This is a genomic window from Planococcus notacanthi, from assembly GCF_030407825.1.
Taxonomy (GTDB): domain Bacteria; phylum Bacillota; class Bacilli; order Bacillales_A; family Planococcaceae; genus Planococcus; species Planococcus notacanthi.
Window position 1 is genome coordinate 1,276,179 of record NZ_JASDCQ010000001.1, and the last position, 25,348, is coordinate 1,301,526.

At 48.5% G+C, this 25,348-nt stretch carries 21 protein-coding genes, 1 other RNA gene and 1 other annotated feature; of the genes, 2 read left to right on the plus strand and 20 right to left on the minus strand.

Features of this window, described 5'->3' with window-relative positions; all coding sequences use genetic code 11:
- Nucleotides 1-17 precede the first annotated feature (17 nt).
- Genes QMA01_RS06265 through cymR form a run of 4 tightly spaced genes read right to left on the minus strand, consistent with a single transcriptional unit; the run spans nt 18 to nt 3,390 of the window.
- Nucleotides 18-677, minus strand: coding sequence for a tetratricopeptide repeat protein (locus tag QMA01_RS06265; protein ID WP_290214539.1), 660 nt, complete (start codon nt 675-677; stop codon nt 18-20).
- Between the two features lie 14 nt (nt 678-691).
- On the minus strand, nt 692-1,810 hold the full coding sequence (gene mnmA / locus QMA01_RS06270) for a tRNA 2-thiouridine(34) synthase MnmA (protein WP_290214540.1): 1,119 nt from the start codon (nt 1,808-1,810) through the stop codon (nt 692-694).
- A gap of 14 nt (nt 1,811-1,824) precedes the next feature.
- Nucleotides 1,825-2,958 (minus strand): cysteine desulfurase family protein, encoded by a 1,134-nt coding sequence (locus tag QMA01_RS06275; RefSeq protein WP_290185121.1) that lies wholly within the window; start codon nt 2,956-2,958, stop codon nt 1,825-1,827.
- A 15-nt stretch (nt 2,959-2,973) separates the two neighbouring features.
- Nucleotides 2,974-3,390, minus strand: a complete 417-nt coding sequence (gene cymR, locus QMA01_RS06280; RefSeq protein WP_191716070.1) for a cysteine metabolism transcriptional regulator CymR — start codon at nt 3,388-3,390, stop codon at nt 2,974-2,976.
- A gap of 274 nt (nt 3,391-3,664) precedes the next feature.
- On the opposite strand from cymR, the gene QMA01_RS06285 reads away from it, so the two are divergent.
- Complete coding sequence (locus tag QMA01_RS06285; protein WP_191715935.1) at nt 3,665-4,954, plus strand: replication-associated recombination protein A; 1,290 nt, start codon at nt 3,665-3,667, stop codon at nt 4,952-4,954.
- Between the two features lie 107 nt (nt 4,955-5,061).
- Here QMA01_RS06285 and QMA01_RS06290 read toward each other — a convergent pair whose 3' ends face one another.
- The 4 genes from QMA01_RS06290 to hisS all read right to left on the minus strand — a co-directional run bounded on the left by QMA01_RS06290 (nt 5,062) and on the right by hisS (nt 9,226).
- Complete coding sequence (locus QMA01_RS06290) at nt 5,062-5,826, minus strand: tRNA threonylcarbamoyladenosine dehydratase (protein WP_290214541.1); 765 nt, start codon at nt 5,824-5,826, stop codon at nt 5,062-5,064.
- A gap of 102 nt (nt 5,827-5,928) precedes the next feature.
- Nucleotides 5,929-6,111, minus strand: a non-coding RNA gene (gene ssrS / locus QMA01_RS06295) — 6S RNA.
- A 44-nt stretch (nt 6,112-6,155) separates the two neighbouring features.
- Nucleotides 6,156-7,940, minus strand: a complete 1,785-nt coding sequence (gene aspS, locus QMA01_RS06300; protein WP_290214542.1) for an aspartate--tRNA ligase — start codon at nt 7,938-7,940, stop codon at nt 6,156-6,158.
- A gap of 2 nt (nt 7,941-7,942) precedes the next feature.
- Entirely contained in the window at nt 7,943-9,226 is a 1,284-nt protein-coding gene (gene hisS / locus QMA01_RS06305) for a histidine--tRNA ligase (RefSeq protein WP_290214543.1), read from the minus strand.
- A 52-nt stretch (nt 9,227-9,278) separates the two neighbouring features.
- Nucleotides 9,279-9,518: a binding site (T-box leader), on the minus strand.
- A gap of 300 nt (nt 9,519-9,818) precedes the next feature.
- Here hisS and QMA01_RS06310 point away from each other — a divergent pair.
- Nucleotides 9,819-11,390 carry an N-acetylmuramoyl-L-alanine amidase family protein gene (locus QMA01_RS06310; RefSeq protein ID WP_290214544.1) on the plus strand — a complete coding sequence of 524 codons (1,572 nt, stop codon included), beginning with the start codon at nt 9,819-9,821 and terminating at the stop codon, nt 11,388-11,390.
- Nucleotides 11,391-11,679: 289 nt separating this feature from the next.
- On the opposite strand, the gene dtd is transcribed toward QMA01_RS06310, so the two are convergent.
- The 12 genes from dtd to queA form a co-directional block, all read right to left on the minus strand.
- Nucleotides 11,680-12,120, minus strand: a complete 441-nt coding sequence (dtd, locus tag QMA01_RS06315) for a D-aminoacyl-tRNA deacylase (RefSeq protein WP_191715940.1) — start codon at nt 12,118-12,120, stop codon at nt 11,680-11,682.
- 9 nt (nt 12,121-12,129) lie between these two features.
- Nucleotides 12,130-14,322: a RelA/SpoT family protein gene (locus QMA01_RS06320; RefSeq protein ID WP_203339790.1), complete on the minus strand. Its 2,193-nt coding sequence runs from the start codon at nt 14,320-14,322 to the stop codon at nt 12,130-12,132.
- A gap of 80 nt (nt 14,323-14,402) precedes the next feature.
- A complete protein-coding gene (locus tag QMA01_RS06325; protein ID WP_290185134.1) occupies nt 14,403-14,927 on the minus strand; it encodes a type 1 glutamine amidotransferase domain-containing protein in 525 nt (174 codons plus the stop codon).
- A gap of 25 nt (nt 14,928-14,952) precedes the next feature.
- The gene (locus QMA01_RS06330) at nt 14,953-16,506 is read right to left on the minus strand and encodes a glycosyl hydrolase family 28-related protein (RefSeq protein WP_290214546.1); all 1,554 of its coding nucleotides are present in this window, start codon (nt 16,504-16,506) and stop codon (nt 14,953-14,955) included.
- Nucleotides 16,507-16,599: 93 nt separating this feature from the next.
- Entirely contained in the window at nt 16,600-17,112 is a 513-nt protein-coding gene (locus tag QMA01_RS06335) for an adenine phosphoribosyltransferase (protein WP_191715944.1), read from the minus strand.
- Nucleotides 17,103-19,445 carry a single-stranded-DNA-specific exonuclease RecJ gene (gene recJ / locus QMA01_RS06340; protein WP_290214547.1) on the minus strand — a complete coding sequence of 781 codons (2,343 nt, stop codon included), beginning with the start codon at nt 19,443-19,445 and terminating at the stop codon, nt 17,103-17,105. The genes QMA01_RS06335 and recJ overlap by 10 nt, the downstream gene beginning before the upstream one ends.
- A gap of 85 nt (nt 19,446-19,530) precedes the next feature.
- Nucleotides 19,531-19,884, minus strand: coding sequence for a LapA family protein (locus QMA01_RS06345; RefSeq protein ID WP_191715946.1), 354 nt, complete (start codon nt 19,882-19,884; stop codon nt 19,531-19,533).
- A 76-nt stretch (nt 19,885-19,960) separates the two neighbouring features.
- Nucleotides 19,961-22,234 (minus strand): protein translocase subunit SecDF, encoded by a 2,274-nt coding sequence (gene secDF, locus QMA01_RS06350; RefSeq protein ID WP_290214548.1) that lies wholly within the window; start codon nt 22,232-22,234, stop codon nt 19,961-19,963.
- A 150-nt stretch (nt 22,235-22,384) separates the two neighbouring features.
- Entirely contained in the window at nt 22,385-22,699 is a 315-nt protein-coding gene (locus tag QMA01_RS06355) for a post-transcriptional regulator (RefSeq protein ID WP_191715948.1), read from the minus strand.
- Nucleotides 22,700-22,818: 119 nt separating this feature from the next.
- Nucleotides 22,819-23,094, minus strand: a complete 276-nt coding sequence (gene yajC, locus QMA01_RS06360) for a preprotein translocase subunit YajC (protein WP_191715949.1) — start codon at nt 23,092-23,094, stop codon at nt 22,819-22,821.
- A gap of 42 nt (nt 23,095-23,136) precedes the next feature.
- The gene (gene tgt / locus QMA01_RS06365) at nt 23,137-24,279 is read right to left on the minus strand and encodes a tRNA guanosine(34) transglycosylase Tgt (protein ID WP_191715950.1); all 1,143 of its coding nucleotides are present in this window, start codon (nt 24,277-24,279) and stop codon (nt 23,137-23,139) included.
- Nucleotides 24,276-25,328 carry a tRNA preQ1(34) S-adenosylmethionine ribosyltransferase-isomerase QueA gene (gene queA, locus QMA01_RS06370; protein ID WP_290214657.1) on the minus strand — a complete coding sequence of 351 codons (1,053 nt, stop codon included), beginning with the start codon at nt 25,326-25,328 and terminating at the stop codon, nt 24,276-24,278. Before queA ends, tgt begins: the two co-directional genes overlap by 4 nt.
- Between the last annotated feature and the right edge of the window lie 20 nt (nt 25,329-25,348).

Below are 25,348 nucleotides of genomic sequence, written 5' to 3' on the forward strand. Positions count from 1 at the left end.
GTCTCCTTTTCACGTGGCTATTCCAGTGTTGTTGCGATCATATCGTACGCGTAGCGCGCCATTTCATTGCGGTCATCAAGTGTATATGCTTGTTTCAGGTGATGCATGGCATCTTCCGTGCGATTGGTGGAAACCGCATAAAGAACACCCAGGTTGTAATGGGCGTCCGAGTGGTTCGGATCCTGTTCAAGCACCTGCAGAAATTGCGGTTCTGCCAGCTCGAACAATTCCATTGATGCCAGAGTGATGCCATAGCTCAAGCGAGCCTGGACATCGCCTTCATCCAGCTCTACTGCACGCTGCAGATAAGGCAGCGCCAATTTAGGCTGCTCCAGCTTTTCGAAGCATTTGCCGATCATGAAATGCGCATCTGCGCCTTCCAATTCGTACTGCAGAGCTTTTTCGTATAACTTTAATGCTTCTTCGTAACGCCCTGAATTGAAATAAAGATTGGCGAGGCCGTAATAAGCCGTCGCCGAGGTTTCATCAAGCGTGATTGCTTTTTGGAAAAAACGTTCTGCACGGTCGATTTCGTCCATGGAAGTCAGCACATGGCCAAAGTTGATGTAGCCAAGCGGATTATCCGGCTGCTCTTCAATCGCTTGTGTAAAAGCTTTGATCGCTTCTTCCGTGTTGCCTTCTTGTAAAGCCTGTATGCCGATTTCGTTGTAATTCATCGCTGTCTCTCCCATTACCCTACATATTCCAAACGCGCGCCATTTTTAAAGACACGGTCGATGGTTCCGCCGCCCAGACATTCTTCGCCGTCATAAAAAACAACGGCTTGTCCTGGTGTAATGGCACGGACCGGTTCTGCAAATGTCACGATGGCTTCCTCGCCTTTAAATTCCACTGTAACGCCGACATCCTGTTGGCGGTAGCGGAATTTCGCTGTGCACTCCAAAATGCCGGTCGGTGCTGTATTTGACGTGAAGCTTAAGTTTACCGCAGTCAGGCTATCCGAGAATAGAGCATCGTGATGGATATTTTGCCCAACGTATAAAACATTCTTTTTCAAATCTTTGCCGATGACAAACCAAGGGTCGCCGGCGCCGCCGATGCCAAGCCCTTGCCGTTGGCCGATTGTGTAATACATCAAACCGTCATGCGTGCCCATTTTGACGCCTTCCAACGTCTCCATCTGGCCGGGTTGAGCCGGCAGGTATTGCCCAAGGAATTCCTTGAAATTGCGTTCGCCAATGAAACAGATGCCTGTGGAATCTTTTTTCGTTGCTGTTGCAAGTTCAGCTTCCAATGCGATTTCACGGACCTTTTTCTTTTCCATATGGCCGATCGGGAACATCACTTTAGACAATTGGCTTTGATCCAATTGGTTCAGGAAATACGTCTGGTCTTTGTTGTTGTCTTTGCCGCGCAGCATTTTTGTTTCCCCGTTTGCCGAGTGTTCTACCTGTGCGTAATGGCCGGTCGCCAAATAATCTGCACCCAGGCTCAAAGCATGTTCAAGGAATGCTTTAAATTTGATTTCCTTGTTGCACATGACATCAGGATTCGGTGTACGCCCTGCTTTGTACTCTTCCAGGAAATATGTGAAAACCTTATCCCAGTACTGCTTTTCAAAATTGACGGCATAATACGGAATGCCAATCTGGTTGCAGACTCGGATAACATCTTCGTAATCTTCCGTCGCTGTACAGACGCCGTTTTCATCGGTGTCATCCCAGTTCTTCATGAAGATGCCGATGACATCATAACCCTGTTCTTTCAATAAATAAGCGGCAACCGAAGAGTCGACCCCTCCGGACATGCCGACGACAACACGTGTATCTTGTGGTGCTTTTGCAGTCATTATCTCTCACCTTTTCATTTTAACGCCAAACGCTGGCTGATTTGAGCTGTCTTTGCAGCAGCTTGTTCAATATCCTCAGGCGCCAATCCGAATCCGAAACTGAATCGGATGGAATTGCGGATTTCAGCAGCTTGTTCACCGTACATGGCCACGAGCACATGGGAAGGATCAATTGACCCGGCTGTGCAGGCGGACCCGCTTGAAGCTGAAATTCCCGCTAAATCCAGATTGACCAGAAACGATTCGATCTCGATGCCCGGAATGCTGAGATTTAATATATGCGGCAGTTGATTGCTGCCGTTTTCCTTGTAATCAATGCCTTGCTGATTCAATGCGGATTTGAAGATGGTTTTGTAGTGCTCATATGCCGCAGTTTTCTCTTCCATCGTCGACAATGAAATTTCTGCAGCTTTGGCAAATGCGGAAATTGCCGGTACGTTTTCTGTTCCTGCACGGCGTTTGCGTTCCTGTTCTCCGCCGTACAACAATGGACTTACCGCTATTCCTTTACGCTGGTATAGAAAACCGACGCCTTTCGGTCCATTCAGCTTGTGTGCGGATACAGACAATAAATCGACGTTCAATTTCTCAACATCAATCGGCAGCACACCATATGCCTGGACAGCATCCGTGTGGAACGTAATGCCTGTCCCTTTCAGCAGTTCACCGATTTCAGCGACCGGCTGAATGGTGCCGACTTCATTGTTGCCCAGCATCACCGACACTAGAATTGTATCGTCACGCAACGCATTTTTCACGTCTTCTGCTTGGACCTGGCCATTTTCATCAACCGCCAGATAAGTAATGTCGTAGCCTTCCCGTTCCAATTTCTCACAAGCATGCAGAACTGCATGATGTTCGATCACTGTCGTGATGATGTGTTTGCCGCTTTTTTTGGCAGCAGTGCCGAAAACCGCCAAATTGTCCGCTTCGGTTCCGCCGCTGGTGAAAATGATCTCCGTGTCATCAGCGTGGATGCTGTCAGCCAGTAATTTGCGGGCGTCGTCCAATGCCTTGCGGGCGGCTCTTCCGGTCCCGTGTATGCTCGACGGATTGCCATAGACCGTTCCAAGTGCTTCTGAAAAAGTGGACACCACTTCAGGATGCATCGGAGAAGTCGCTGCATGGTCTAAATAAATTCGATTCATGATTTGCTAACTCCTTTATATATAATACATATAACTTTCAGTTTCACCGTTATTGGCTTTGGCCAAATCTTCAATAGTCGTTGTATCGAGTACATTTTTCACTGCATCACGGATGCGCACCCATAGCTCGCGCTGGGGCTGTTTCTCGTCTTCAATGCCTTCGACCGGCTGTATCGGCCCTTCCAGCACGCGAATGACATCTCCTGCAGAAATCTCCCGTGGATGGCGAGTCAACATATAACCGCCATATGCTCCGCGGACACTTTTTACAAGTCCCGAGTTGCGGAGTGGTCCGACGAGCTGTTCCAGGTAAGCTTCCGATAAATCATTTTCTGCAGCAATCTTGCGCAGCGGAAGCGGGCCTTCCCCGTATTGTTTTCCTAATTCGATCATTATGGTCAGACCGTAACGGCCTTTGGTTGATATTTTCATCATTGCACCTCTGAGTTTAATAAATTGAATTTATAATTAGCCGGTCAAGAAATGAAGCAAATCAGTTGTGCCACCAGTAATTCTGCAAAAAGCACAGCCGATTTAAAGGATGAAATTAGCAGAATAATGCTAATAATAAATAACTGATCCACGCTAAACAAACACCGATATTCTTCAAAACAGTATAGCATAAATTGGGCCGAATGGACTTGCAATGACTTTTGAAACTTCAAACGCTATACTGATAGAACGAATGTACGGAAGGAGTTTTCTTATGCACAACGAACCTTTAGCTTTCCGTATGCGCCCCCGCACCATCGACGAAGTCGTCGGACAAAAAGATGTTATCGGGCCGCATACGGCTCTTTATAAAATGATCAGCAACGGCCATGTGCCGTCTATGCTGCTATACGGTGAGCCCGGAATCGGCAAGACCTCCATCGCCCACGCGATCGCAGGCACATCCAATTTGCCGTTCATCGCCTTGAACGCCACCACTTCCGGCAAGAAAGATGTTGAAGAGGTGGTGACCGAGTCACGGATGACTGGGAAAGTCTTGCTGTTTTTGGATGAAATCCATCGTTTCAACAAACTCCAGCAAGATGCTTTGCTTCCGCATGTCGAAAGTGGATCGATCGTCCTCATCGGTGCGACGACGGAAAACCCATTCCATGATGTCAACCCCGCAATCCGTTCTCGCTGCGGTGAAATCAAACAGCTGAAGCGATTAACGCAGGAAGATATCGTTCAGCTCTTGAATGCGGCTTTGACCGACACCAAGCGCGGCCTTGGCAGTGAAGAAATTGACATTTCCGCGAAACAAGTCGAACGCATCGCGGAAGGCACCAACGGAGATGCACGCAAAGCATTGACGATGCTTGAGTCAATCGTCATCGCTTCTGATGAACGCGATGGCAAATACATCGTGGAAGATCAGATGGTCGAACAGATGATCAAGCGCGTCGGCGTATTCGGCGACAAAAAAGGATCTCATTTCTTCAACCTGCTGTCTGCCCTCCAAAAATCCGTTCGCGGCAGCGATGTCAATGCCGCTATGTATTATTTGGCGCATCTGCTGGAAAACGGGGATTTGACGGCAGTCACACGCCGCTTATTGGTCATGGCCTACGAAGATATCGGGCTAGCCAACCCGGCAGTCGGTGGACACGTGCTGGCAGCTTGCCAGGCTGCAGACCGGCTCGGCCTTCCTGAAGCGCGCATCCCGCTCGCCCAAGCTGTAGCAGAAATGTGTTTGTCCGAAAAATCCAATTCAGCTTACAAAGCAATCGATGCTGCCACTGCAGCCATCAACAAAGGCCAAGTTGGCGACATCCCGCTGCATCTGCGCGATACCCATTACGCAGGCAGCGCGGAGCTTGGGCACGGCGGCTACCGCTATCCGCATGACTCTCCGATCGGTTCGTTTGGGGGCTGGGTCGATCAGGACTATCTACCGAAAGAAGTAAAATCGGCAGAGTTCTACAAACCGGTCGTCGCCGGTGAAGAAAAGAAATTTGCCGGGATCTATGAAAAACTGAAGAGTTTCCGGAAAAATAAAAAATGATGGTCTCTTAGCAAAGCCATTTCCTTCGTTGGAAATGGCTTTTTCTCTGTCTGGAATCTTTAAAACGGCACAGAAAAGCCGGCTCAAGTTTAAGAGCCGGCGGCTGGTCAGTTCATGCGGACACGCGTGATGGGAATGGACTTTGTGATGTCGTTGACTACCCAGCTCGCTGCAATCAAGCCGACTGTCGATGGCGTGAAGGCATTTGAGGACGGCGGCATCTGCGCTTTGCGGATGGCTGCATCGGGCTTGCCGACATTTTCTACGACATCTTCGCGGACGATGATCGGGCTTTCATCCGAAAAGATAACCGGAATGCCTTTGTAAATTCCAGCTTGGCGTAGCTTCTTGCGGATGATTTTCGCAAGTGGGTCGGTATGTGTCTTGGAAATATCCGCAATCTTGAAGCGTGTTGGGTCGGTTTTATTGGCCGCTCCCATGCTTGCGATGATTTTGATGCCGCGTTTGTAGCATTCTTCCATCAAGTGGACTTTGTAGATCATTGTATCGGAGGCATCAATTACATAGTCCGGATTATAGCTGAAGAATTCCTCATATGTCTCTTCGGTATAGAACATATGCAAGGAAATCACTTTGCATTCCGTGTTGATGTCCGCAATGCGGTCTTTCATGACACCTGCTTTTGACTGCCCAATAGTGGACAGATTGGCGACCAACTGGCGGTTGATGTTGGTGATGTCAACATTGTCTTTATCCACCAGGATGATGGTGCCGACGCCGCTGCGTGCGCATGCTTCTGCTGCAAATGAGCCTACGCCTCCGATGCCAAGAATGGCGACTGTCGCGTTTTTCAATAAATCGATTCCTTCTTTTCCTACTGCTAATTCATTTCTGGAGAATTGGTGTAACATTAAGCCACTGCCTTTCAAAGTTGATACGCATAATAGGAATTATACACAATAAAAATCCCTCCGACAATTAATTGCCGGAGGGATAAAAATGATTTTTTAATTAGGAATCCCAATCGTGCCGTCTTTGTTGGTGCGCATCGTTTGAACCCGCTGAAAGCAGGTGGGTGACCTCTTCACCACTTATAACTTCCCGTTAAGGCATGTTAGCCATGGTGAAATCCAATCTCCCGACGACATAATGTTGGGTCAAAATCGAATTGCTTAAAACGAACACATCAGGATTCTCTATAAACGTATGTTAGCACACCTTTTTTATTTAGACAAGCTTTTTACTCTGATACTTTTTTATTATTCTGAATGTTCAGCGATAGGCTCAATTCATCAAGCTGTGCACCTGAAACCGGGCTCGGCGCATCCGTCAGCAAATCGCTGGCGCTAGCTGTTTTCGGGAAAGCAATGGTGTCGCGCAAGTTTGTACGCCCTGCAAGAAGCATAACAAGACGGTCGAGGCCGAATGCAATCCCGCCATGCGGAGGCGTTCCGTATTCGAAAGCTTCCATAAGGAAACCGAATTGCGCATTGGCTTCTTCTTTGCTGAAGCCCAGTACTTCAAACATCTGCTCCTGAATTTCGCGGCGGTAAATACGCGAAGATCCCCCACCCAATTCATAGCCGTTCAACACAAGATCGTAGGCTTGTGCACGGACATTTTGCGGTTCTGTCGCCAATTTTTCCAAGTCTTCTTCGAATGGCATTGTGAAAGGATGATGGGCTGCATAATAGCGGCCGTCTTTGTCATCGTATTCCAATAGCGGCCAGTCCGTAATCCAAAGGAATTTGTAGATCGAGTTGTCGATCAGGCCAAGTTCTTTGCCGAACTTCAATCGAAGAGCGCCAAGCGCATCTGCGACAATCGTTTTCTTATCAGCTACAAACAGCAATAAATCCCCTGCTTCCGCTTCTGCACGTTCGGTCAAAGCAGTTGCTGCTTCGCCTTCGAAGAATTTCGCGATCGGTCCTTTGACGCCTTCTTCTTCAACTTTCAGCCAAGCTAATCCTTTTGCTCCGTAAACTGCAGCGAATGCACCCAGTGCATCGATGTCTTTTCGTGAATAATTGGCAGCTTGCCCTTTAACGTTGATCAGCTTCACTTGGCCGCCATTTTCAATTGCACCAGTGAAAACTTTGAATGCTGAATCTTTTACCAAATCCGATACATCGACCAATTCCAGGCCGAAACGGACATCCGGTTTATCTGATCCAAAGCGGTCCATTGCTTCTGTGTAGCTCATGCGCTGAAAAGTCGGTTCGATATCGATATTTTTGACATCCTTCATCATTTGCACCATTAGGCGTTCATTCATCCCGATAATGTCTTCCATCGTCTGGAAACTCATTTCCATATCGATTTGGGTGAATTCCGGCTGGCGGTCAGCACGAAGATCTTCATCACGGAAACAACGGGCAATCTGGTAATATTTATCGAATCCGGAAACCATCAGCATTTGCTTGAAAAGCTGCGGCGATTGCGGCAAGGCGTAGAATTCCCCGTCATGGACACGGCTCGGCACCAGGTAATCACGTGCGCCTTCAGGAGTCGATTTCGTCAAAATTGGTGTTTCGACTTCAATGAAACCTTCTTCATCCAAGAAGCGGCGGATCGATTTGGTGACGTCTGAACGCATTTTGAACGTTTCGTACATCGCCGGACGGCGCAAGTCCAAATAACGGTATTTCAAGCGCAGATCTTCATTGACATCGTTATTGTCGTCGATGGCGAAAGGCGGGTTTTTCGCTGCATTGATGATGGCTGCGTGATCCACCTGCACTTCAATTTTCCCGGTCTTCATCGCTGCGTTGATCTGGCCTTCTGACCGTGCCACGACTAAGCCGTCGATGTGGACTACGAATTCGTTCCGCAGGGATTCACCGATTGCAGCAGCTTCTGTTGAAATTTCCGGATTGAAGACCACTTGGACAATTCCTGAACGGTCACGGACGTCGACAAAGATCAAACCGCCAAGGTCCCGGCGTTTTTGTACCCATCCTTTTAATGTAACACGTTGTCCAATAACAGTTTCGTTGACTTCCCCACAATAATGCGTTCTTGACATGTCTATTCCTCCAGTGATTTCTTTTTCAATATGGTTCCAGCGATTTCTTCGAATGCCATTTCCTGTTGTTCACCCGTCGCCATTTCTTTCAATGCCACTTTTCCGCTTTCCAGCTCCGTTTCGCCAATGACAATGACAAATCCGGCGCCTTTGCGGTCTGCAGATTTCATCTGCGCTTTCACTTTGCGGCCTGTGAAATCCATATCCGCTGAAATGCCGTTCATCCGCAGATCGCGAACGACTGAAAAAGCTTTTTTCTTCGTCGACTCGTCCATCGCCACGACGTAGACTTCCAAGTTATTGGATTGGCCGATTTCCACTTTTTCCATTTCAAGCGCCAATAATAAGCGCTCGATGCTCATCGCAAAACCGATTCCCGGAGATTCCGGTCCGCCAAGATCTTCGACAAGGCCGTTATAGCGTCCCCCGCCCGCCAAAGTCGTAATGGCGCCAAAACCTTCTGCATCGCTCATGATTTCAAAGGCGGTGTGGTTATAGTAATCAAGGCCGCGCACCAAGTTGGGATCGACTACGAAGTCGATGTCCATGCTCGACAGATACGATTGCACTTCATCGAAATAAGCCTGCGATTCTTCATTTAAATAATCAGCCAGTGACGGCGCAGTAGCCATCAATGGGTGGTTGCGGTCCACTTTGCAATCAAGGATGCGCAAAGGGTTTTTCTCAAGGCGTGTTTGGCAGTCGCCGCAGAATTCATTGATGCTCGGTTCAAAATGTTGGATCAACGCCTCTTTGTGCGCCACACGGCTTTCCGTGTCACCAAGCGAATTGATGACCAGACGCAATTGTTTCAGACCGACAGAACGGTAAAGGTCCATTGCAAGTGAAATTACTTCTGCATCGATTGCAGGATCCTTCGAACCGATCGCTTCAACGCCAAATTGCACAAATTGGCGCATGCGGCCAGCCTGCGGGCGTTCATAGCGGAACATCGGGCCGGTATAGAATAATTTCACCGGCTGGTCCGGCATGCCGAATAATTTATTTTCTACATACGACCGGACAACTGAAGCTGTGCCTTCCGGACGCAATGTCAGCGAACGGTCGCCACGGTCCTGGAATGTATACATTTCCTTTTGGACAATATCCGTCGTGTCGCCGACACCGCGCTGGAATAATTCCGTATGCTCAAAAATCGGTGTGCGGATTTCCTTGTATTGATAAAGCCTGCATAAATCATTGATCTTTTGTTCCACTTCCTGCCATTTGGCGGATTGGTCGGGCAGCACGTCGTAAGTGCCCCGTGGTGCTTGAATGTTAGCCATGTTTTCACTCCTCTGTTTTTCCATACAAAAAAGCTCCCGTCCCTTGCTTTACGCAAGGGACGAGAGCCTGTATTAGCTTCCGCGGTTCCACCCTAGTTGATGCAAAATGATGCATCCTCTCATTCCGGGTAACGGCCGGTTCCGTTTTTTCCTACTAGGCGGCATACGCTTTTCAGAAAAAAGCCTCGAAAGTGTTTTTCATCACAGTTGTCTGCAGGAAAGTTTACAGCCTAAGACTTTCCTTCTCTTTTCAGCCAAATCATGCAATTACTTTCTTCGTCGTCAGCAAATATATAAGTATAATAAAGAGAAACTTCACTCAGTGAGGATTCTTTATCCCGCACTGAAGAAAAGCGGAACATAGGCTAAGAACGCCGCATCCTGCGGCAACGCCTATGTAACCGACATCCTGTCGGCCTCAATCGGACTGTTACGGGCAGTGGATCTCCATCTTTTTTAAGTAGGAGTCTTACTGCCCGTTAAAGCGGGATAAATCAATCTTAATAACTCACCGGAAGCTTGTCAACCTTTTTGACACAAGGCGTCAGTTTTTTGATACTATTGTAGAGAACTTTGTTTTAGGAGGTATTGAATGAAACACAAATGGTTAATCGTACTTATATTATTCTTTTTATTCATAGCCAGCAGCTTTCCGCTGTTGGACCAAGACCATGTATCAGCTGACAATGGCTCTGTCGAAATTACCGGAACAACTGTCAATATCCGCTCAGGCCCCGGCCTGTCTTACAGCGTAACCGGTGATTTGGAGCAGGGGCAGACCGCTTCTGTCCTTTCAAAAGAAGGTGACTGGCTGGAAGTTCAGGTTGATGGCAAAGAAGGCTGGATCGCTTCTTGGCTAACGACCGGCGAAGGCGAGGAACAGACAGCCGCCGGCCAGACAGCCGTTTCATCCGTCAATGGCTTGAATGTCCGTGCGCAGGCTGATCTCTCGGCAGCCGTATTGACGAAAATGAATGCCGGCGACGAAGCCCAGGTGATCAGCACAGCCGGTGACTGGGTTGAAATCGATTTCCGCAACACACGAGGGTTCGTGTCCAAACAGTATTTGAATGTAACCGACGAAGCAGCGAAAAAAGAGCAGCCGGCTGACGAAGAAAAGCCGGAAGAGAAAAAAGATGCGCTTTCCAAAGTCTCTTCTTTTGAAATTGCTGTCAGTGCATTAAATGTCCGCTCGAAACCCGACCTCAGCTCGAAGATTCAACAGACGGTCAATAAAGGTGAAGTTTTCCCTGTCGTTTCCATGGCAGGCAATTGGGTTGAAATCCAATTGGCCAAAGACAAAAACGGCTGGGTCTATGCATTTCATGGCCAATTGTCCGATCAGACCGCAGAAACGGTAACGAATGACACCAATGAGTCTGTCACAATCCTAACCGACGGCACGAATCTGCGGACTGAGGCAACGACTGCATCCGAAGTTGCCAGCCGCGCGAATGCCGGTGACGAATTAGTGGTGATCGATAAACAAGGCGAATGGTACCACGTTTCATTGCCGGATGGCCAAAAAGCCTTTGTGGCTGAATGGGTTGTATCAGCAGAAGAAGCAATTGTTGAAAAAGAACAAAAAGACGTGCCTGACCGCAAAAAAGGCACGTTGAACGGCGTCACCATCGTGCTTGATCCGGGGCATGGCGGAAATGACGGCGGCACAGTCGGCGTCCGCAAAACAGAAGAAAAAGAATTGACGCTGAAAACAGCTGAAATCCTGTCCCACCATTTGAACGCGGCAGGTGCTGAAGTCGTCATGACGCGGCAATCCGATACTTACGTGGATCTCCGCAAACGTGTAGCTGGAAGCCACCAAGCTGGAGCAGATGCTTTTATCAGCATCCATTACGATGCCACTGAAGACAGCAGTATTTCTGGATTCACCTCATATTACCAGCAGGATTACCAAAAAGAATTGGCCGAATACCTGAATGCCGGTCTTGGCGGTAAATTGACTTTGCATGACCGGGGCGTCCAACGCGGCAACTACCTGGTGCTCCGTGAAAACCGGCAGCCCGCCGTTCTTGTCGAACTTGGCTTCCTGAGCAACTTCAACGAAGAACGCGTCCTGACTACCGATCAATTCAGAGAACAAGCGGCGCTAGGCCTCTACACCGGCGTCATCAATTATTTCGATGCCCAATTAGGCGAATAAAGAGACACTTTAATTAGTGGGATTCTTCATTCTCCACTGAAGAAAAGCGGGATAAAAAAGCGCGGAGAATTTTTCTCCGCGCTTTTTTTGTGCGCATTTTGCGTTGCGTGCGTATTTCTTGTTGAACGTGCGCAAAATCTGTTGAACGTGCGCATTTTCCTATGAACGTGCGTATTTCTTAAAAAGCGAGCGTATCCGGCCACAATCCGTGCGTATACCCCAGGATTCGCCTATATCCAAGCGAAAAAAAGAAGCACAGGCCATTTCACCCGTACTTCTCAACATTTTTCTATTTAGACTCCACTAAAATCGTCACCGGGCCATCATTGACCAATTGGACGTCCATCATAGCGCCGAAGACGCCCGTTTCGACTACGAGACCTTGATGGCGCAAAGCGTCGTTAAAGGCCTGCCAAAGCGGTTCAGCCGTTTCCGGTCGCGCAGCCGACGTGAAACTTGGCCGACGCCCTTTTTTGACGTCGCCGTAGAGCGTGAACTGGGAAATCGACAGGATCTCGCCTCCGTTGTCGAGGATCGAACGATTCATTTTGCCTTCTTCGTCTTCAAACAGGCGAAGCTGGGCAATTTTGCCGGCCAGATAATCAGCGTCTTTTTCTGTATCTTCATGAGTGATGCCGACGAGCAGCACATATCCGGAACTGATGGCTCCGGTTATATCGCCATCGACTGTCACTGATGCTTTTTTGGAACGTTGCAGAACTACTCTCATAGTGCCTCCTTAATTCGTCACACGCTCGACCGAATACACATCCGGGATCGATTTGATCCGTTCAACGACACGGTTTAAGTGTGTGATATGCGGAATCATAATGGAAAGGTTGATCGTTGCGATCTTGTCTTTGTCCGCACGGCCGCTCACTGCGGTGATGGTCGTTTTCGTTTCACTGACCATGTGCATGACTTCATTGATCAAACCGGTACGGTCGTATGCCTGGACTTCAATATCGATTTGATAGGATTTGTTATCCCCTGCGCCGTCGATTTCCCATTCAACCGGAATCAGCCGATCGTTTTCATCGGCATGGATATTCGGGCAATCGGTGCGGTGTACCGATACCCCGCGGCCTTTGGTGATGAACCCGATGATATCGTCTCCTGGCACCGGGTTGCAGCATTTGGACAAGCGGATCATCATATTGTCGATGCCTCTGACGATGACACCTGATTCCGTTTGTTTTTTCGGTGTGTTGGATTTCATTTCAACGGTGATTTTCTCGATGGCTTCTTCTTGCTCACGCTTTTTGCGCATTTTTTCAGCCAATCGGTTGACGACTTGCTGTGCCGTGATGCCGTTAAAGCCGACCGCCGCATACATATCGTCTTCGCCCGCAAAATTGAACTTCTCGCAGACGCGCTTGATGTTTTCGTTGGTCAGCACTTCTTTCACCGGGAACTCCTGCGACTTTATTTCTTTCTCGATCAAATCGCGGCCTTTTTGGACATTGTCTTCTCGCAATTGCTTTTTGAAGAATTGCTTGATCTTATTTTTGGTCTGTGTCGATTTAGCGATTTTCAGCCAATCGCGGCTAGGTCCGAAAGATTGCTTGGACGTCAAAATTTCAACGATGTCCCCTGTATGCAATTCGGTATCGAGCGGTGCCATCTTGCCGTTTATTTTGGCGCCGATGGTTTTATTGCCGATTTCCGAATGGACACGGTAAGCAAAATCGATTGGACAAGATCCAGCCGGCATTTCGATGACGTCGCCTTTTGGCGAAAAGACATAGACCATATCGGAAAACAAGTCGTATTTCAACGACTCCATGAATTCTTCGGCGTTATCGGATTCATTTTGGAAATCCAAAATTTCCCGGAACCATGACAAGCGCGAATCGACGGAGCTTTTCGGCTTGTCGATGGTTTTGCCTTCTTTGTAAGCCCAATGCGCCGCCACCCCGTATTCGGCAATCCGGTGCATTTCTTCTGTACGGATCTGCACTTCCAATGGATCCCCTTGAGGCCCGATGACCGTGGTATGAAGCGACTGGTACAAGTTTTGTTTCGGCATGGCGATGTAGTCCTTGAAGCGGCCCGGCATCGGCTTCCACGTGGAATGGATGATCCCAAGTACCGCATAGCAGTCCTTAATGCTTTCGACCGTAATGCGGACAGCCAATAAATCATAGATTTCATTAAATTGCTTGTTTTGCATCGCCATTTTCCGGTAAATGCTGTAAATGTGTTTCGGCCGCCCGAAAAGATCCGCTTTGATGTCGACTTCGTCGAGCTGCGTGCGGATCTCCCCCATGACGTTATTCAAATATTCTTCCCGTTCGGTCCGTTTCTTTTTCATCAAATTGACGATCCGGTAATACTGCTGCGGATTCAAGTAACGCAGCGCGGTATCTTCCAATTCCCATTTGATGGTGTTGATTCCAAGGCGGTGCGCAATCGGGGCAAAGATTTCCAGTGTCTCGTTTGCTTTGATGCGCTGCTTTTCGACAGACTGGTATTTCAATGTCCGAAGATTGTGCAGGCGGTCAGCCAATTTGATCAAAATGACACGGATGTCCTGTGCCATTGCCACAAACATTTTGCGGTGGTTTTCCGCTTGCTGTTCTTCTTTTGATAAATACTTGATTTTGCTCAGCTTGGTCACGCCGTCGACCAGCATTGCCACTTCTTCATCAAAATCACGGACGATGTCTTCACGGCTGACTTCCGTGTCTTCAACCACATCATGCAAAAAGCCCGCTGCTACGGTAGCTGGATCCATTTGCAACTCTGCCAGGATTCCAGCCACCTGCACCGGATGCACAATATAAGGTTCTCCCGATTTCCGGAACTGTCCCATGTGGGCATCGTACGCAACTTGGTACGCCTTCTTAATCGTTTTCACGTGTTCGGCATTCATATAAGACGCAACCATCTCGAATACATCTTCAGCTGTTCTCACTAGATCTTTCGCCATAATTGCCCACCTTGCTTTAAATTTTTCCAAAAGTATATCTTTCTATTATAAAAAACAAAGTGGCTAAATGTAAAGCTTTGTTAGCTGTTCTCAATCACTTTAATGAATTCACGGAGATAATCCGGCAGATCCGGCGGCCGGCGGCTTGACACCAAATGTCCGTCGACCACAACCGGTTCATCCAGCCACTCCGCGCCGGCGTTGACCATATCGTCTTTTATGCCTGGTGTACTGGTGACTTTTCGGCCGTTTAAAATATTGGCGGAAATAAGCACCCAACCAGCATGGCAAATTTGGCCGATTGGCTTTTGCCGGTCGTCCATATGGCAAACCATTTCCAAAACCTCAGGAAAACGCCTGATTTTATCAGGTGCCCAACCGCCGGGAACTAAAATCGCGTCGTATTGATTGGCAAGAGCTTCCCCGTATGTCATGTCGGATTTTGCGGGAACGCCATATTTGCCGATATAATTGACGCCCGCTTCTTCCCCGGCAATGTCGACATGGGCACCTTCTTCGCGGAGCCTTAAAATCGGATACCAAAGTTCCAAATCTTCAAATTCATGATGAACAAAACTAAGCACTTTCTTTCCAGCTAATCTCATGGTATTTCCTCCTTTTAGCATCGATTCACAATAAATGAGAACTGCGCTTTCTGATGCCCTCGAGTTGCACCAGTTCACTGCCTCTGCCAACAGTTACAGCCTGTTCCGCCGAAGCCAGGCTGACAAGATTCTGAACCCTGACATTTCGCGCGCTTTGTTCGCCTCCTGCAATCGATAGGTCTGCTCCAGCGGTCGTGAAGTCCCTCACGACGCCATTGGCCAGCAAAACACAGGCAGCCCGGTATTGAATAGCGGCTGCCGGCTGCCGTTTATAATCGTAATCCGGGTTTCCGACAAACAGAAAACGGTTGATGGCAACATTGCGGTAGCCTGAAACAACCAGCGAGCGGGGCGCAGACCCTTCATAAAGGGCAGTTTCGATCGGTTCGATCGACACCAGCCGCTGAGCGCGGATATTGAAAGCCGAACGCGATTCGGGATCTTCTTTTTTGTGGTGGCCGATATGACGGAAATTGAATGAACGGTTGTCATGGACCGACAGATGCCCTGAAATATGGACACCAGAAGCAGCAGAAGAATTGGCATGGGCTTTAATTTCAATTCCGCCAAAGCAACGCGTGCTGGAATTATCGGAAAGCCAGACATGTCTTGAGCCATCATCCACTTCAAAACCATTGGAGTTGGAGAATCCACGCTTATGTGCCCGTCCGCTCGGATCGCAGAAATGAGAGTTGGAAACGAAAATATAGTCGCTGTGGTGCGTCGTCAGCCCATCATCGCCGAATCCTGATCCCGTTACCCCGTCCAGCCAGACAAAGCGGCTGCCGCGTTTCCCGCGCAATCCGTCTCCTGCATAATTATATAATGAAGCCGTAATATCGAAGCAATGAAGCCCTGGGTTTAGCGCATCGACGTCTATGACCCAACCGTATGTGACATGGGCATAGGTCAGGCAACTGGAATAGTTCCCCCCAGCACTGGTCATTTCAATGTCACCGAGACGCTCGACATTCCAGTCCAAAGTCAGTTTTTCCACGGCAATATTGCGGTTGCCGGATACATAATTACGGTTTGTCAGCAACCGGGTTTTTCGGGAAGCTTTCGGATGCAGTTTTAAAACGGTACGCCCTTTTCCTGCTCCGACCAAACGGGTCCATGATGGCAAACGCAACCCCTCCACTACAAAAACGCCTGCAGGGACTTTCACTTCCACGGCCCCGGCGCCGAAAGCTTTTTTGAATGCTTCTGTACAATCCGTTTCCCCGTCTCCTACAGCTCCGTAATCCCGGACATTGACACGGCGCTGAATCGTCGCATCAAGTTTGCGGTATTCGGCATCCAACCGATCTTTCCATTCAGGTACTGCCTGGTTTCCTTCAACTCTTGTTCCAAAATTGTGCTCATCTTCAATCGAGAACGGTTCAGCAAACAAAGACCACAATCTTTCGGTGAACGTCATTTTTCGCTGTGCGTGTTCGCTGAGGGCAAAATCTTTTTTGATGGCTGTAAAGAATTGTTCAGTTTCGCGGGTAATTTTTTCAAGAGGTGTGCGATCATCCAAGTATTGGCTGATCCATGCAGCATTTAATCGGGGGTCGTGATCTTTTTCCAGTTTCATTTTCCAGTCACCTCCACAATCCAGTTATTATGTATCCATACCCTTGATGCTAGAAAAAAATCCCCCCGCCCCAAAAGGCGAAGAGATTCGTTATTAATATTGCATTAAAGTCGTTACGTCATAGCCGTTCAAGTTCTTGCGGCCATCCAAATAAGTCAGTTCGATCAAAAATGCGCAGCCGACGACGATTCCGCCCAGTTTTTCAACCAGATTGATTGTCGCGCCGATTGTTCCGCCTGTAGCAAGCAAGTCATCCGTGATCAGGACGCGCTGTCCCGGTTTGATGGCGTCTTTGTGCATAGTCAACACATCAGATCCGTATTCAAGGCCATATTGTGCACGAATAACTTCGCGCGGCAATTTTCCTTCTTTGCGGACAGGGGCAAAGCCAAGCTCAAGTGCATAAGCAACTGGACATCCAATGATGAATCCGCGTGCTTCCGGTCCTACAATAATTTCAGCATTTACTTTTTTTGCGTATTCAACGATCTGGTCTGTTGCATACTTATAGGCAGTTCCATTGTCCATCAACGAAGTGATGTCCTTAAACTGGATTCCTGGTTTCGGCCAATCTTCAACAATAGTGATGTACTTCTTCAAATCCATATTTCTTCCTCCTTGGCAGACACTTTCGCATCGAACCACTCTTTTAAATCTTTATAAGACGCATACAAAAGCTTCTGCTCCAGGGCAATCTGCTGTTCGCGCTTTTTGTAGATCGGCGCTTCCGACAAATCCTTTTTGCTCGGCGATTGTGCAATCTCGGTAACGCCATTGTTAAGTGTAACAAAACCGAGTTCAAAAAACACCTGCAGCATGAAAAATAATGCATCCCGTGTCCAACCTTTGTGTTTTGCCAGTTCGTCACAATGTTTATTGAAATCGAATGTGCCGCGTTTCTTGATGAAAGCGAACAACCATTTGAATTGTTCACGGGTCGGAATCTGCTCAAAATACTGAGAGTCCTTGGCATGGAAATGTGCATAGATGCGCTTCGGCTTCAATTTTGCCAGCACTTCAGCCAATTGTTCTTCCGATTCCGGCAAGTCCAACAGCACCATGTGATGTTGGTTGCCGGGAAGTTCGTCCAATTGAGAAGCCATGCAGATCGGCTGCGACAGGAATGACTGGAAAAGAGCCGGCGTTTCTTCTTTGAAAGCCAAGTAAACCTGATTTTCCTGAGGAATCAGCTTCGACCAGCGCGACACTTGGCGGATGCCGCGGATATCAAACAATTGCCATTGATCCGTTCGGACATCCTCCACCATCAGCTGCGGCTTTTTGCGGCCGTTCCACTCATTGATCTGCAAATCACCGATCACGTCGATTTTGACATCAGGGGTCAACTCGTCACCGACCGGTCCGATACCGAAACCGACGGCGTCCAGTGAAGCGGCATGCTGCGTCAATTCCATCTTCAAGTGATTTTGCGCAGCTCCGATTTTGCGGATAGATGCCACTTTGACGCCTTCCAGGTAAAATTTCGGTTTGGCAAAGCCCATGCCGTATGGCGCCAGAAGACGCATCGATTCGATGGCTGTAATATCGATTTCATCCAAACGGAGCGGAATATCAATTTCCACGACCGGCAACAAATCCTCTTCCGTCAGGCTGGTCTCGGCCTGTTTGTTGAGCCGTTCGCGCAATTCGTCGACATCTTTCGCTTCCAGGGTCATACCGGCTGCCATCGGGTGCCCTCCGAAATGAGGCAGGATGTCCCGGTTCTTGGCGAGCTCGTTATACAAATGAAACCCTTCGATGCTGCGGGCAGATCCTTTCGCTTTGCCGGTTTCCGGATTCAGCGACAAGACAATCGACGGGCGGTAGAATTTCTCTGTCAGTTTCGAAGCCACGATGCCGACAACTCCTGGATTCCAGCCTTCCTGAGCCACCACGATGACACGTGGTGAACCATTCGGATAGCGCTGCTCCACTTGCTGCATCGCTTCCTCTGATATCTGCTTGACGATGGCCTGACGCTCTTTGTTCAATACGTCCAGTCCGGAAGCCAGTGAACGCGCTTCCGCTGCATCATCAGTCAGGAACATCTGCACAGCCGGATCTGCATCCTGCAGACGGCCGATGGCATTGATGCGCGGGCCGAACATGAAACCGATCGTTTCTTCCGTAATGTCCTGCTGCTTGATGCCCGCCACTTCACATAATGCGGCAATCGCCGGACTCGGCGAATCAATCAACGCGGCCAAGCCTTCTTTGACGAACAACCGGTTTTCACCGTGAAGCGGAACCAGGTCGGCCACCGTACCGATCGCTGTCAGTTCAATCAAATGATCAGGAACTTCTTCATATAAGGCATGTGCCATTTTAAATGCCACGCCGACACCAGCCAACTCTCCGAACGGATAATTGCCTTCCGGATGGCGCGGATGGACTACCGCAAGCGCGTTTGGCAAAGCCTCCCCGATATCGTGGTGGTCGCTGATGATGACGTCCATTCCCAATCCATTGGCGAAATCGACTTGTTCGATGCCCGAGATGCCGTTATCGACAGTCACAATCAGTTTTGTGCCATTGTCATACGCCTGCTGGAATAATTCCGTATTCGGCCCATACCCGTGCTTAAAGCGATTGGGGATCATAAAAGATACATCTGCCCCCAGGTCCTGCAACACGGTCATCATAACAGTCGTGCTGGTGACGCCATCCGCATCATAGTCGCCATAGACAACAATTTTTTCCTGTTTATCGATGGCTGCGCGGATCCGTTCGACTGCCACATCCATATCTTTCATCAAATATGGATTATGTATGCCGCTGACGTCCATTTCCATAAACGTACGGGCTGCTTCTGCAGTATCCAGTCCGCGCGTCACTAAAATTTTTGCCAATACGGACGATATATTCAATTCTTTCCGGATTTCCTCAACTGTCTGTTCATCGGGCGTCGTCAAACGCCATCTTTTTTTGGATTCAATCATCTGTATCACTTCCTCACCGATTCATTATACAGCAAAAATTCACAGACAAAAACCTTTCGGCAACTACACCGAAAGGTTCATTTTTTCAGAATTGCTCTTTAGTCTGTTCTTCGTTGGTGACGACCTGGGCTTCCGGCACTACACCGGCTTTCTGATACTCCCCAATTTCATTTTGCTGTGTGGCAATCAGATTTTCTTTGACCGCCATTTCTTTTTGCAGCGCCTTTACTTTACGTTGCATCTGGTAGTTGCGGATGATCGCCAACACACCGCTGAGCAAAAATCCAAGCAATGCAGATGCCAGGATAACCAGGATCAATGGCCATTCAGCTTCACCAAATACGTAATTGACAGGCACTTCGTCAACGTTGACAACGGCGAACACCGCAATAATTACTGCAAATACAAGTCCAATTAAAATAAGCCATTGTAACTTCATTGTGGATTCTCCTCTCAAAATAAAAAAATGGAACAAGGTCATAGTAACTATACCCTGTTCCATTTCAACTCTAAACTTATACAACAGGCTCGTCAGAACCCCATTTGCTTTCCTGCTCTTTCTTCTCGATGTCGATCGGGCCTTTTTTCTTCAACTCGCCTTTTTTCAGTACCAGCCATAGCTGGGCAGCGATAAAGATTGAAGAGTAAGTTCCCGCGATCAAACCGATCAATAAGGCGATGGAGAAGTTGGTGATCGATGGCGCGCCAAAGATCAATAGCGCAATAACCACCAGTACCACGGTCAATACCGTATTGACTGAACGGCCAAGCGTTTGGCGAAGCGATACGTTGACCACCTTTTCCAACTGCTCGAAAGAATCGATTTTCTTCATACGTTTCATATTTTCCCGGATTCGGTCAAATGTCACAATCGTGTCATTGATGGAATACCCGACAATTGTCAGAACTGCCGCGATAAAGGTGATATCCACCTCGAGCCGCAATAGGCTAAAGACGGCAACGATGAAGAATGCATCGTGAATCAATGCCACTACCGAGGCTACACCCATGCGCCATTCAAAACGGAAGGCTACATAGATGATGATGCCGAGAGCGGCAATCGCCAGCGCATACAATGCATTTTTAGCCAGTTCCTGGCCTACTGTAGGCGACACGGTCGAAATATTCGGTTCTGCACCGAATTCTTCTGCAGCGACCGCTTTCAGGCTATTGATTTCTTCCTGACTGAATTCCTCGTTAAACCGGGCTACGCCGATATTGGATGCATCACCCGAAATGACGATATCTTCCGTTTCATAGCCTGCGCCGTCCAGGAAAGTCTGCACTTCCTCTTTCGACAACGCCGCTTCTGATGCGATTTCCACACGTGTACCGCTGGAGAAGTCGATGCCCAAGTTCAAACGGAACACACCGATTACGGCCATTCCTGCAATGATCAGGACAATCGAAGCCAAGAAGAATTTATTGCGGTGGCCCGCAAAATCAAAACGGTCAAAGCGTGTTGAAAGGTCTGTGATTTCCAACCCTTCTTCTCTTGCATGGATAGTCGATTTCTTCAAACCGAACAAACCGAATTTATTGTCAAGCACACCACTGTGGACCCATAGCCCAAGCAACAGGCGAGAGCCCCATACAGCTGTCAGGAAGCTGACCAGAATGGAAATGATCAACAGCGTTGCAAATCCTTTCACGGAACTCGTTCCGAAATAGAACAATACAATAGCTGCCAGCAGCGTCGTGATATTGGCATCGATAATCGCGGAGAAAGAAGAGCGGGCTCCTACTTTAAACGCTTCTTGAACCGATTTGCCGACACGCATTTCTTCGCGTATCCGCTCGTAGGTGATGATGTTGGCATCAACTGCCATCCCGACACCAAGCATGATTGCCGCGATTCCCGGCAAAGTCAGAACGCCGCCGATCCATTCGAACACCAGCAAGATCAGGTACACATAGGTCGATAAGGTGACGACTGCCACCATTCCGGGCAAGCGGTAATAAACCAGCATAAACAGCAGAACCAGTGAAATACCGACTGCTGCAGCGACTATGGTCTGGTCGAGTGCCTGTTCACCGAACTGGGCTCCGACAGAAGTCGAATAGATTTCCGTCAAGCTTACCGGCAACGCACCGGCATTCAAGATTCCTGCCAGGTTCTGTGTTTCTTCCACAGTGAACGATCCCGAAATTTCAACGGATGGTGATGAAATCCGTTGCTGCACACTTGGTGCCGAGACGAATTTCGGGTCTGCCTTCATGCGTTCTTCCGCAAAGGAATCCACGCCTTCTTCAAAATCAAGCCAGATGACCAACACGTTGTCAGGGGCGGGCATCTGGGAAACTTCTTCCGTCACTTCCGCAAACTTGCCGGGATCGTTCAATTCCAGTGTGACAATCGGATTGCCGTTCTGATCGAACGTTCCGGTGGCTCCACCTTGTTTCAGGTCATTTCCGGAAAGCAGCAAATTATCTTGAGCATCACGGAAAGTCAGGTTTGCTTCAGTCGACAGTAACTCACGTGCTGAAGACTGATCCTCTACTCCCGCCAATTGGACACGGATCCGGTTATCCCCTTCAATCTGGATGACCGGTTCACTGACACCCAATACATTGATCCGGTTCATCAACGCATCTGTTGTATCCGTCAGTACTTTTTCCGTAACTTCCTTGCCATCTAAGGTTTCCACCTCGTAGAGCACTTCAAAGCCGCCCTGCAGGTCCAGGCCTAGCCGAATGTCTTTAGCGATGGGTAAACTTGTGGTGCCAATGATTCCTATCAGTACAATAACCAGTAAGAAAAAGGCGATAATGCGACCTCTTGCTTTCATATGTAAACTTCCTCCTCGGGTGTGTAAAACACAGCACTATCATTATGAAACAGCCGCTGATTGCTGTCAAATGCAACTGGACATGAGTTGAATAAAAGATCGAATCAACAAAAGCAATCTGGTTGAACGATGAAATGTTCATCGGTTATTTTACTTCGTTTTTTTCGGGGACGGCCTCAAAAGATGTTCGATGTTCTCCAGTGTGCTGTCATCGTTCCAGCGCGCTTTTTTTAAACCCTCCACTTGGTGGTAAGCCAAAAAGTCGGAAGCGGTCATGTCCATGATGTCGTTGATCATTTCATAGAGATGCATGGTTTCTATATCTTTTTTTCGCCATTTTTTCTTCACACAAAATTCCCATAAGTCTTGTTCTGTAAACGTGTCGTATTCAAAATGATGAAATTCACTGCGTTTGCTCTGAAGGGCCGGCAGAACGAATTCGAATTGCTCAGGGTGACTCGTCATGCGTATACTCCTTTCCGATGTACTGTATCCATTGTACCTCGCAACTGGAAAATTTAGAATAAAATATTATTTAATCATGAAAAAAACGCCTTCACAGTCGAAGGCGTTCCTTTACTTGTTTAGATTGTCGATTTTGCTGATTCCACTACTTTCGCGATTGCTTGGCGCTCGAACTGCATGCGCGTGCCATCCGCTACTGTGATGTAGACAGTTGCATCGTCAACTGCATCCACAAGTCCGTGCAATCCGCCGATTGTAACGATGCGGTCGCCGCGTCTCAATTCTGACTGCATGTTTGCCGTTGCCTTCTGACGTTTTTGGGCAGGACGGATGATGAAAAACCACATTAGCAAGAACATTAATAGTAAAGGTGATAACGCAATTAAAGTTTCCATTATTCATTTTCCCCCTTTCACTTTCTCTATTCTCATACAAACTCAGAAATTTTTAGCGTTGGGTTTATTGAAACCGTATGCTTCAAAAAATTCTTCGCGGAAATCTCCCAGACGGTCTTCGCGAATCGCTTGACGCACCTGTTCCATTAAGTTTAACAGAAATTGCAGGTTATGATAACTAGTAAGCCTAATTCCGAATGTTTCATCTGCTCGGATCAAGTGATGGACATAGGCGCGCGAATAGTTTTTGCATGTATAGCAATCGCATTTCTCATCAATCGGTCCGAAATCACGTTTAAATGCCGCGTTTTTGATGTTCAATCGGCCTGTGCTGGTCATCAATGTCCCATTACGGGCGATGCGCGTCGGCAAGACACAATCGAACATATCGATGCCGCGGATAGCGCCGTCGATCAACGAATCAGGAGATCCGACGCCCATCAGGTAACGCGGTTTGTTGGCAGGCATCAACGGCGTTGTGAACTCAAGCGCACGGTTCATGACATCTTTCGGCTCGCCGACAGACAATCCGCCGATGGCATAGCCAGGAAAATCAAGTGACACCAGATCCTGAGCGCTTTGTTTGCGAAGATCTTCGTACTCGCCGCCCTGGATGATGCCGAACAAGCCCTGGTCCGCTTTGCGGGCATGCGCTTCCAGGCAGCGTTCTGCCCAGCGGGACGTGCGTTCGACACTGGCTTTCATGTATTCATGCGTCGCCGGGAACGGCGGGCATTCGTCAAAAGCCATCATGATGTCAGAACCCAGGTCATTTTGGATCTGCATCGCTTTTTCCGGACTCAGGAACAGCTTGTCGCCGTTCATGTGATTGCGGAAATGGACGCCTTCTTCTTTGATGTTGCGGAATTCGCTTAGCGAAAACACTTGAAACCCGCCGGAATCCGTCAGAATCGGACGGTCCCAGTTCATGAATTTATGCAGGCCGCCCGCTTCTTTGATGACATCATTGCCGGGACGCAGCCACAAGTGGTACGTATTGCTGAGGATAATGCCGGCGTTCATGGCTTTCAACTCTTCAGGTGACATGGTCTTGACCGTCGCTTGCGTGCCGACGGGCATGAATGCCGGGGTTTCAAACGAACCGTGCGGTGTGTGGACGATGCCCAGGCGTGCGCCGGTCTGTTTGCAGGTTTTGATATGTTCATAGGTTACTGCTGCTGTCATTGGTGAGTCTCCTTTTTCTGTGGCTCAATGAACATGGCGTCTCCGAAACTGAAGAAACGGTAGCGTTCATTTACAGCTTGTTGATAAGCGTTCAAAATATAGTCACGGTTCGACAATGCGCTGACGAGCATAACGAGCGTCGATTTCGGCAAATGGAAATTGGTGATCAACCCATCGATCGCTTTGAATTCATAGCCCGGGAAAATGAAGATATCGGTCCAGCCACTATCTTCCTGCAGCTCGCCTCCGAATTTCTGGGCAACGGATTCCAAGGTGCGCGTCGAAGTCGTACCGACCGAAATGATGCGTCCCCCTTGTGCTTTTGTTTGATTGATCAAATCAGCCGTTTCCTGTGTAATGCGATAAAATTCCGAATGCATTTCATGGTCTTCAATCGAATCTACCGATACCGGCCGGAATGTTCCAAGTCCCACGTGAAGTGTGATAAAGGCGATATTGACTCCTTTTGCCCGGATTTCTTCCAATAGCTCATCGGTGAAATGAAGCCCTGCTGTCGGTGCCGCCGCACTTCCCCGCTCTTTCGCGAAAACAGTCTGGTAGCGATCCTGGTCTTCCAGTTTTTCACGGATATATGGCGGCAATGGCATTTCGCCCAATTCGTCCAGAATTTCGTAGAAAATGCCATCGTAGATCATCTTGAAATGGCGTCCGCCATGGTCCAGGATGCCGGTGCATTCAGCACGCAGCAAACCTTCTCCAAATGAAACAACGGTGCCGACTTTCACTTTTTTCGCTGGTTTGACCAACGTCTCCCATACATCGTCTTCTATCTGCTTCAACAGCAGCAATTCGATGTTGGCTCCTGTATCTTCCTTCACACCCATCAGGCGTGCAGGCAAAACACGCGTATCGTTGAGGATCAGCGTATCGCCTTTATGCAGATACTCGGTGATGTCGCGGAAATGGCGGTGCTCCGTGTTGCCGTTGGTTTTATTCATGACCAATAGCCGGCTCGACGTACGGTCCAGCAGCGGTGTTTGGGCGATCAACTCATCCGGAAGTTCAAAATCAAAATCTTGTACATTCAATGTTGTGGGTGGTGTATTTA

Excerpts from the sequence above, each read along its gene's own strand:
- QMA01_RS06265 (WP_290214539.1), bottom strand. The coding sequence starts at position 677 with ATGAATTACAACGAAATCGGCATACAGGCTTTACAAGAAGGCAACACG.
- mnmA (WP_290214540.1), bottom strand. The coding sequence starts at position 1,810 with ATGACTGCAAAAGCACCACAAGATACACGTGTTGTCGTCGGCATGTCC.
- QMA01_RS06275 (WP_290185121.1), bottom strand. The coding sequence starts at position 2,958 with ATGAATCGAATTTATTTAGACCATGCAGCGACTTCTCCGATGCATCCT.
- cymR (WP_191716070.1), bottom strand. The coding sequence starts at position 3,390 with ATGAAAATATCAACCAAAGGCCGTTACGGTCTGACCATAATGATCGAA.
- QMA01_RS06285 (WP_191715935.1), top strand. The coding sequence starts at position 3,665 with ATGCACAACGAACCTTTAGCTTTCCGTATGCGCCCCCGCACCATCGAC.
- QMA01_RS06290 (WP_290214541.1), bottom strand. The coding sequence starts at position 5,826 with ATGTTACACCAATTCTCCAGAAATGAATTAGCAGTAGGAAAAGAAGGA.
- aspS (WP_290214542.1), bottom strand. The coding sequence starts at position 7,940 with ATGTCAAGAACGCATTATTGTGGGGAAGTCAACGAAACTGTTATTGGA.
- hisS (WP_290214543.1), bottom strand. The coding sequence starts at position 9,226 with ATGGCTAACATTCAAGCACCACGGGGCACTTACGACGTGCTGCCCGAC.
- QMA01_RS06310 (WP_290214544.1), top strand. The coding sequence starts at position 9,819 with ATGAAACACAAATGGTTAATCGTACTTATATTATTCTTTTTATTCATA.
- dtd (WP_191715940.1), bottom strand. The coding sequence starts at position 12,120 with ATGAGAGTAGTTCTGCAACGTTCCAAAAAAGCATCAGTGACAGTCGAT.
- QMA01_RS06320 (WP_203339790.1), bottom strand. The coding sequence starts at position 14,322 with ATGGCGAAAGATCTAGTGAGAACAGCTGAAGATGTATTCGAGATGGTT.
- QMA01_RS06325 (WP_290185134.1), bottom strand. The coding sequence starts at position 14,927 with ATGAGATTAGCTGGAAAGAAAGTGCTTAGTTTTGTTCATCATGAATTT.
- QMA01_RS06330 (WP_290214546.1), bottom strand. The coding sequence starts at position 16,506 with ATGAAACTGGAAAAAGATCACGACCCCCGATTAAATGCTGCATGGATC.
- QMA01_RS06335 (WP_191715944.1), bottom strand. The coding sequence starts at position 17,112 with ATGGATTTGAAGAAGTACATCACTATTGTTGAAGATTGGCCGAAACCA.
- recJ (WP_290214547.1), bottom strand. The coding sequence starts at position 19,445 with ATGATTGAATCCAAAAAAAGATGGCGTTTGACGACGCCCGATGAACAG.
- QMA01_RS06345 (WP_191715946.1), bottom strand. The coding sequence starts at position 19,884 with ATGAAGTTACAATGGCTTATTTTAATTGGACTTGTATTTGCAGTAATT.
- secDF (WP_290214548.1), bottom strand. The coding sequence starts at position 22,234 with ATGAAAGCAAGAGGTCGCATTATCGCCTTTTTCTTACTGGTTATTGTA.
- QMA01_RS06355 (WP_191715948.1), bottom strand. The coding sequence starts at position 22,699 with ATGACGAGTCACCCTGAGCAATTCGAATTCGTTCTGCCGGCCCTTCAG.
- yajC (WP_191715949.1), bottom strand. The coding sequence starts at position 23,094 with ATGGAAACTTTAATTGCGTTATCACCTTTACTATTAATGTTCTTGCTA.
- tgt (WP_191715950.1), bottom strand. The coding sequence starts at position 24,279 with ATGACAGCAGCAGTAACCTATGAACATATCAAAACCTGCAAACAGACC.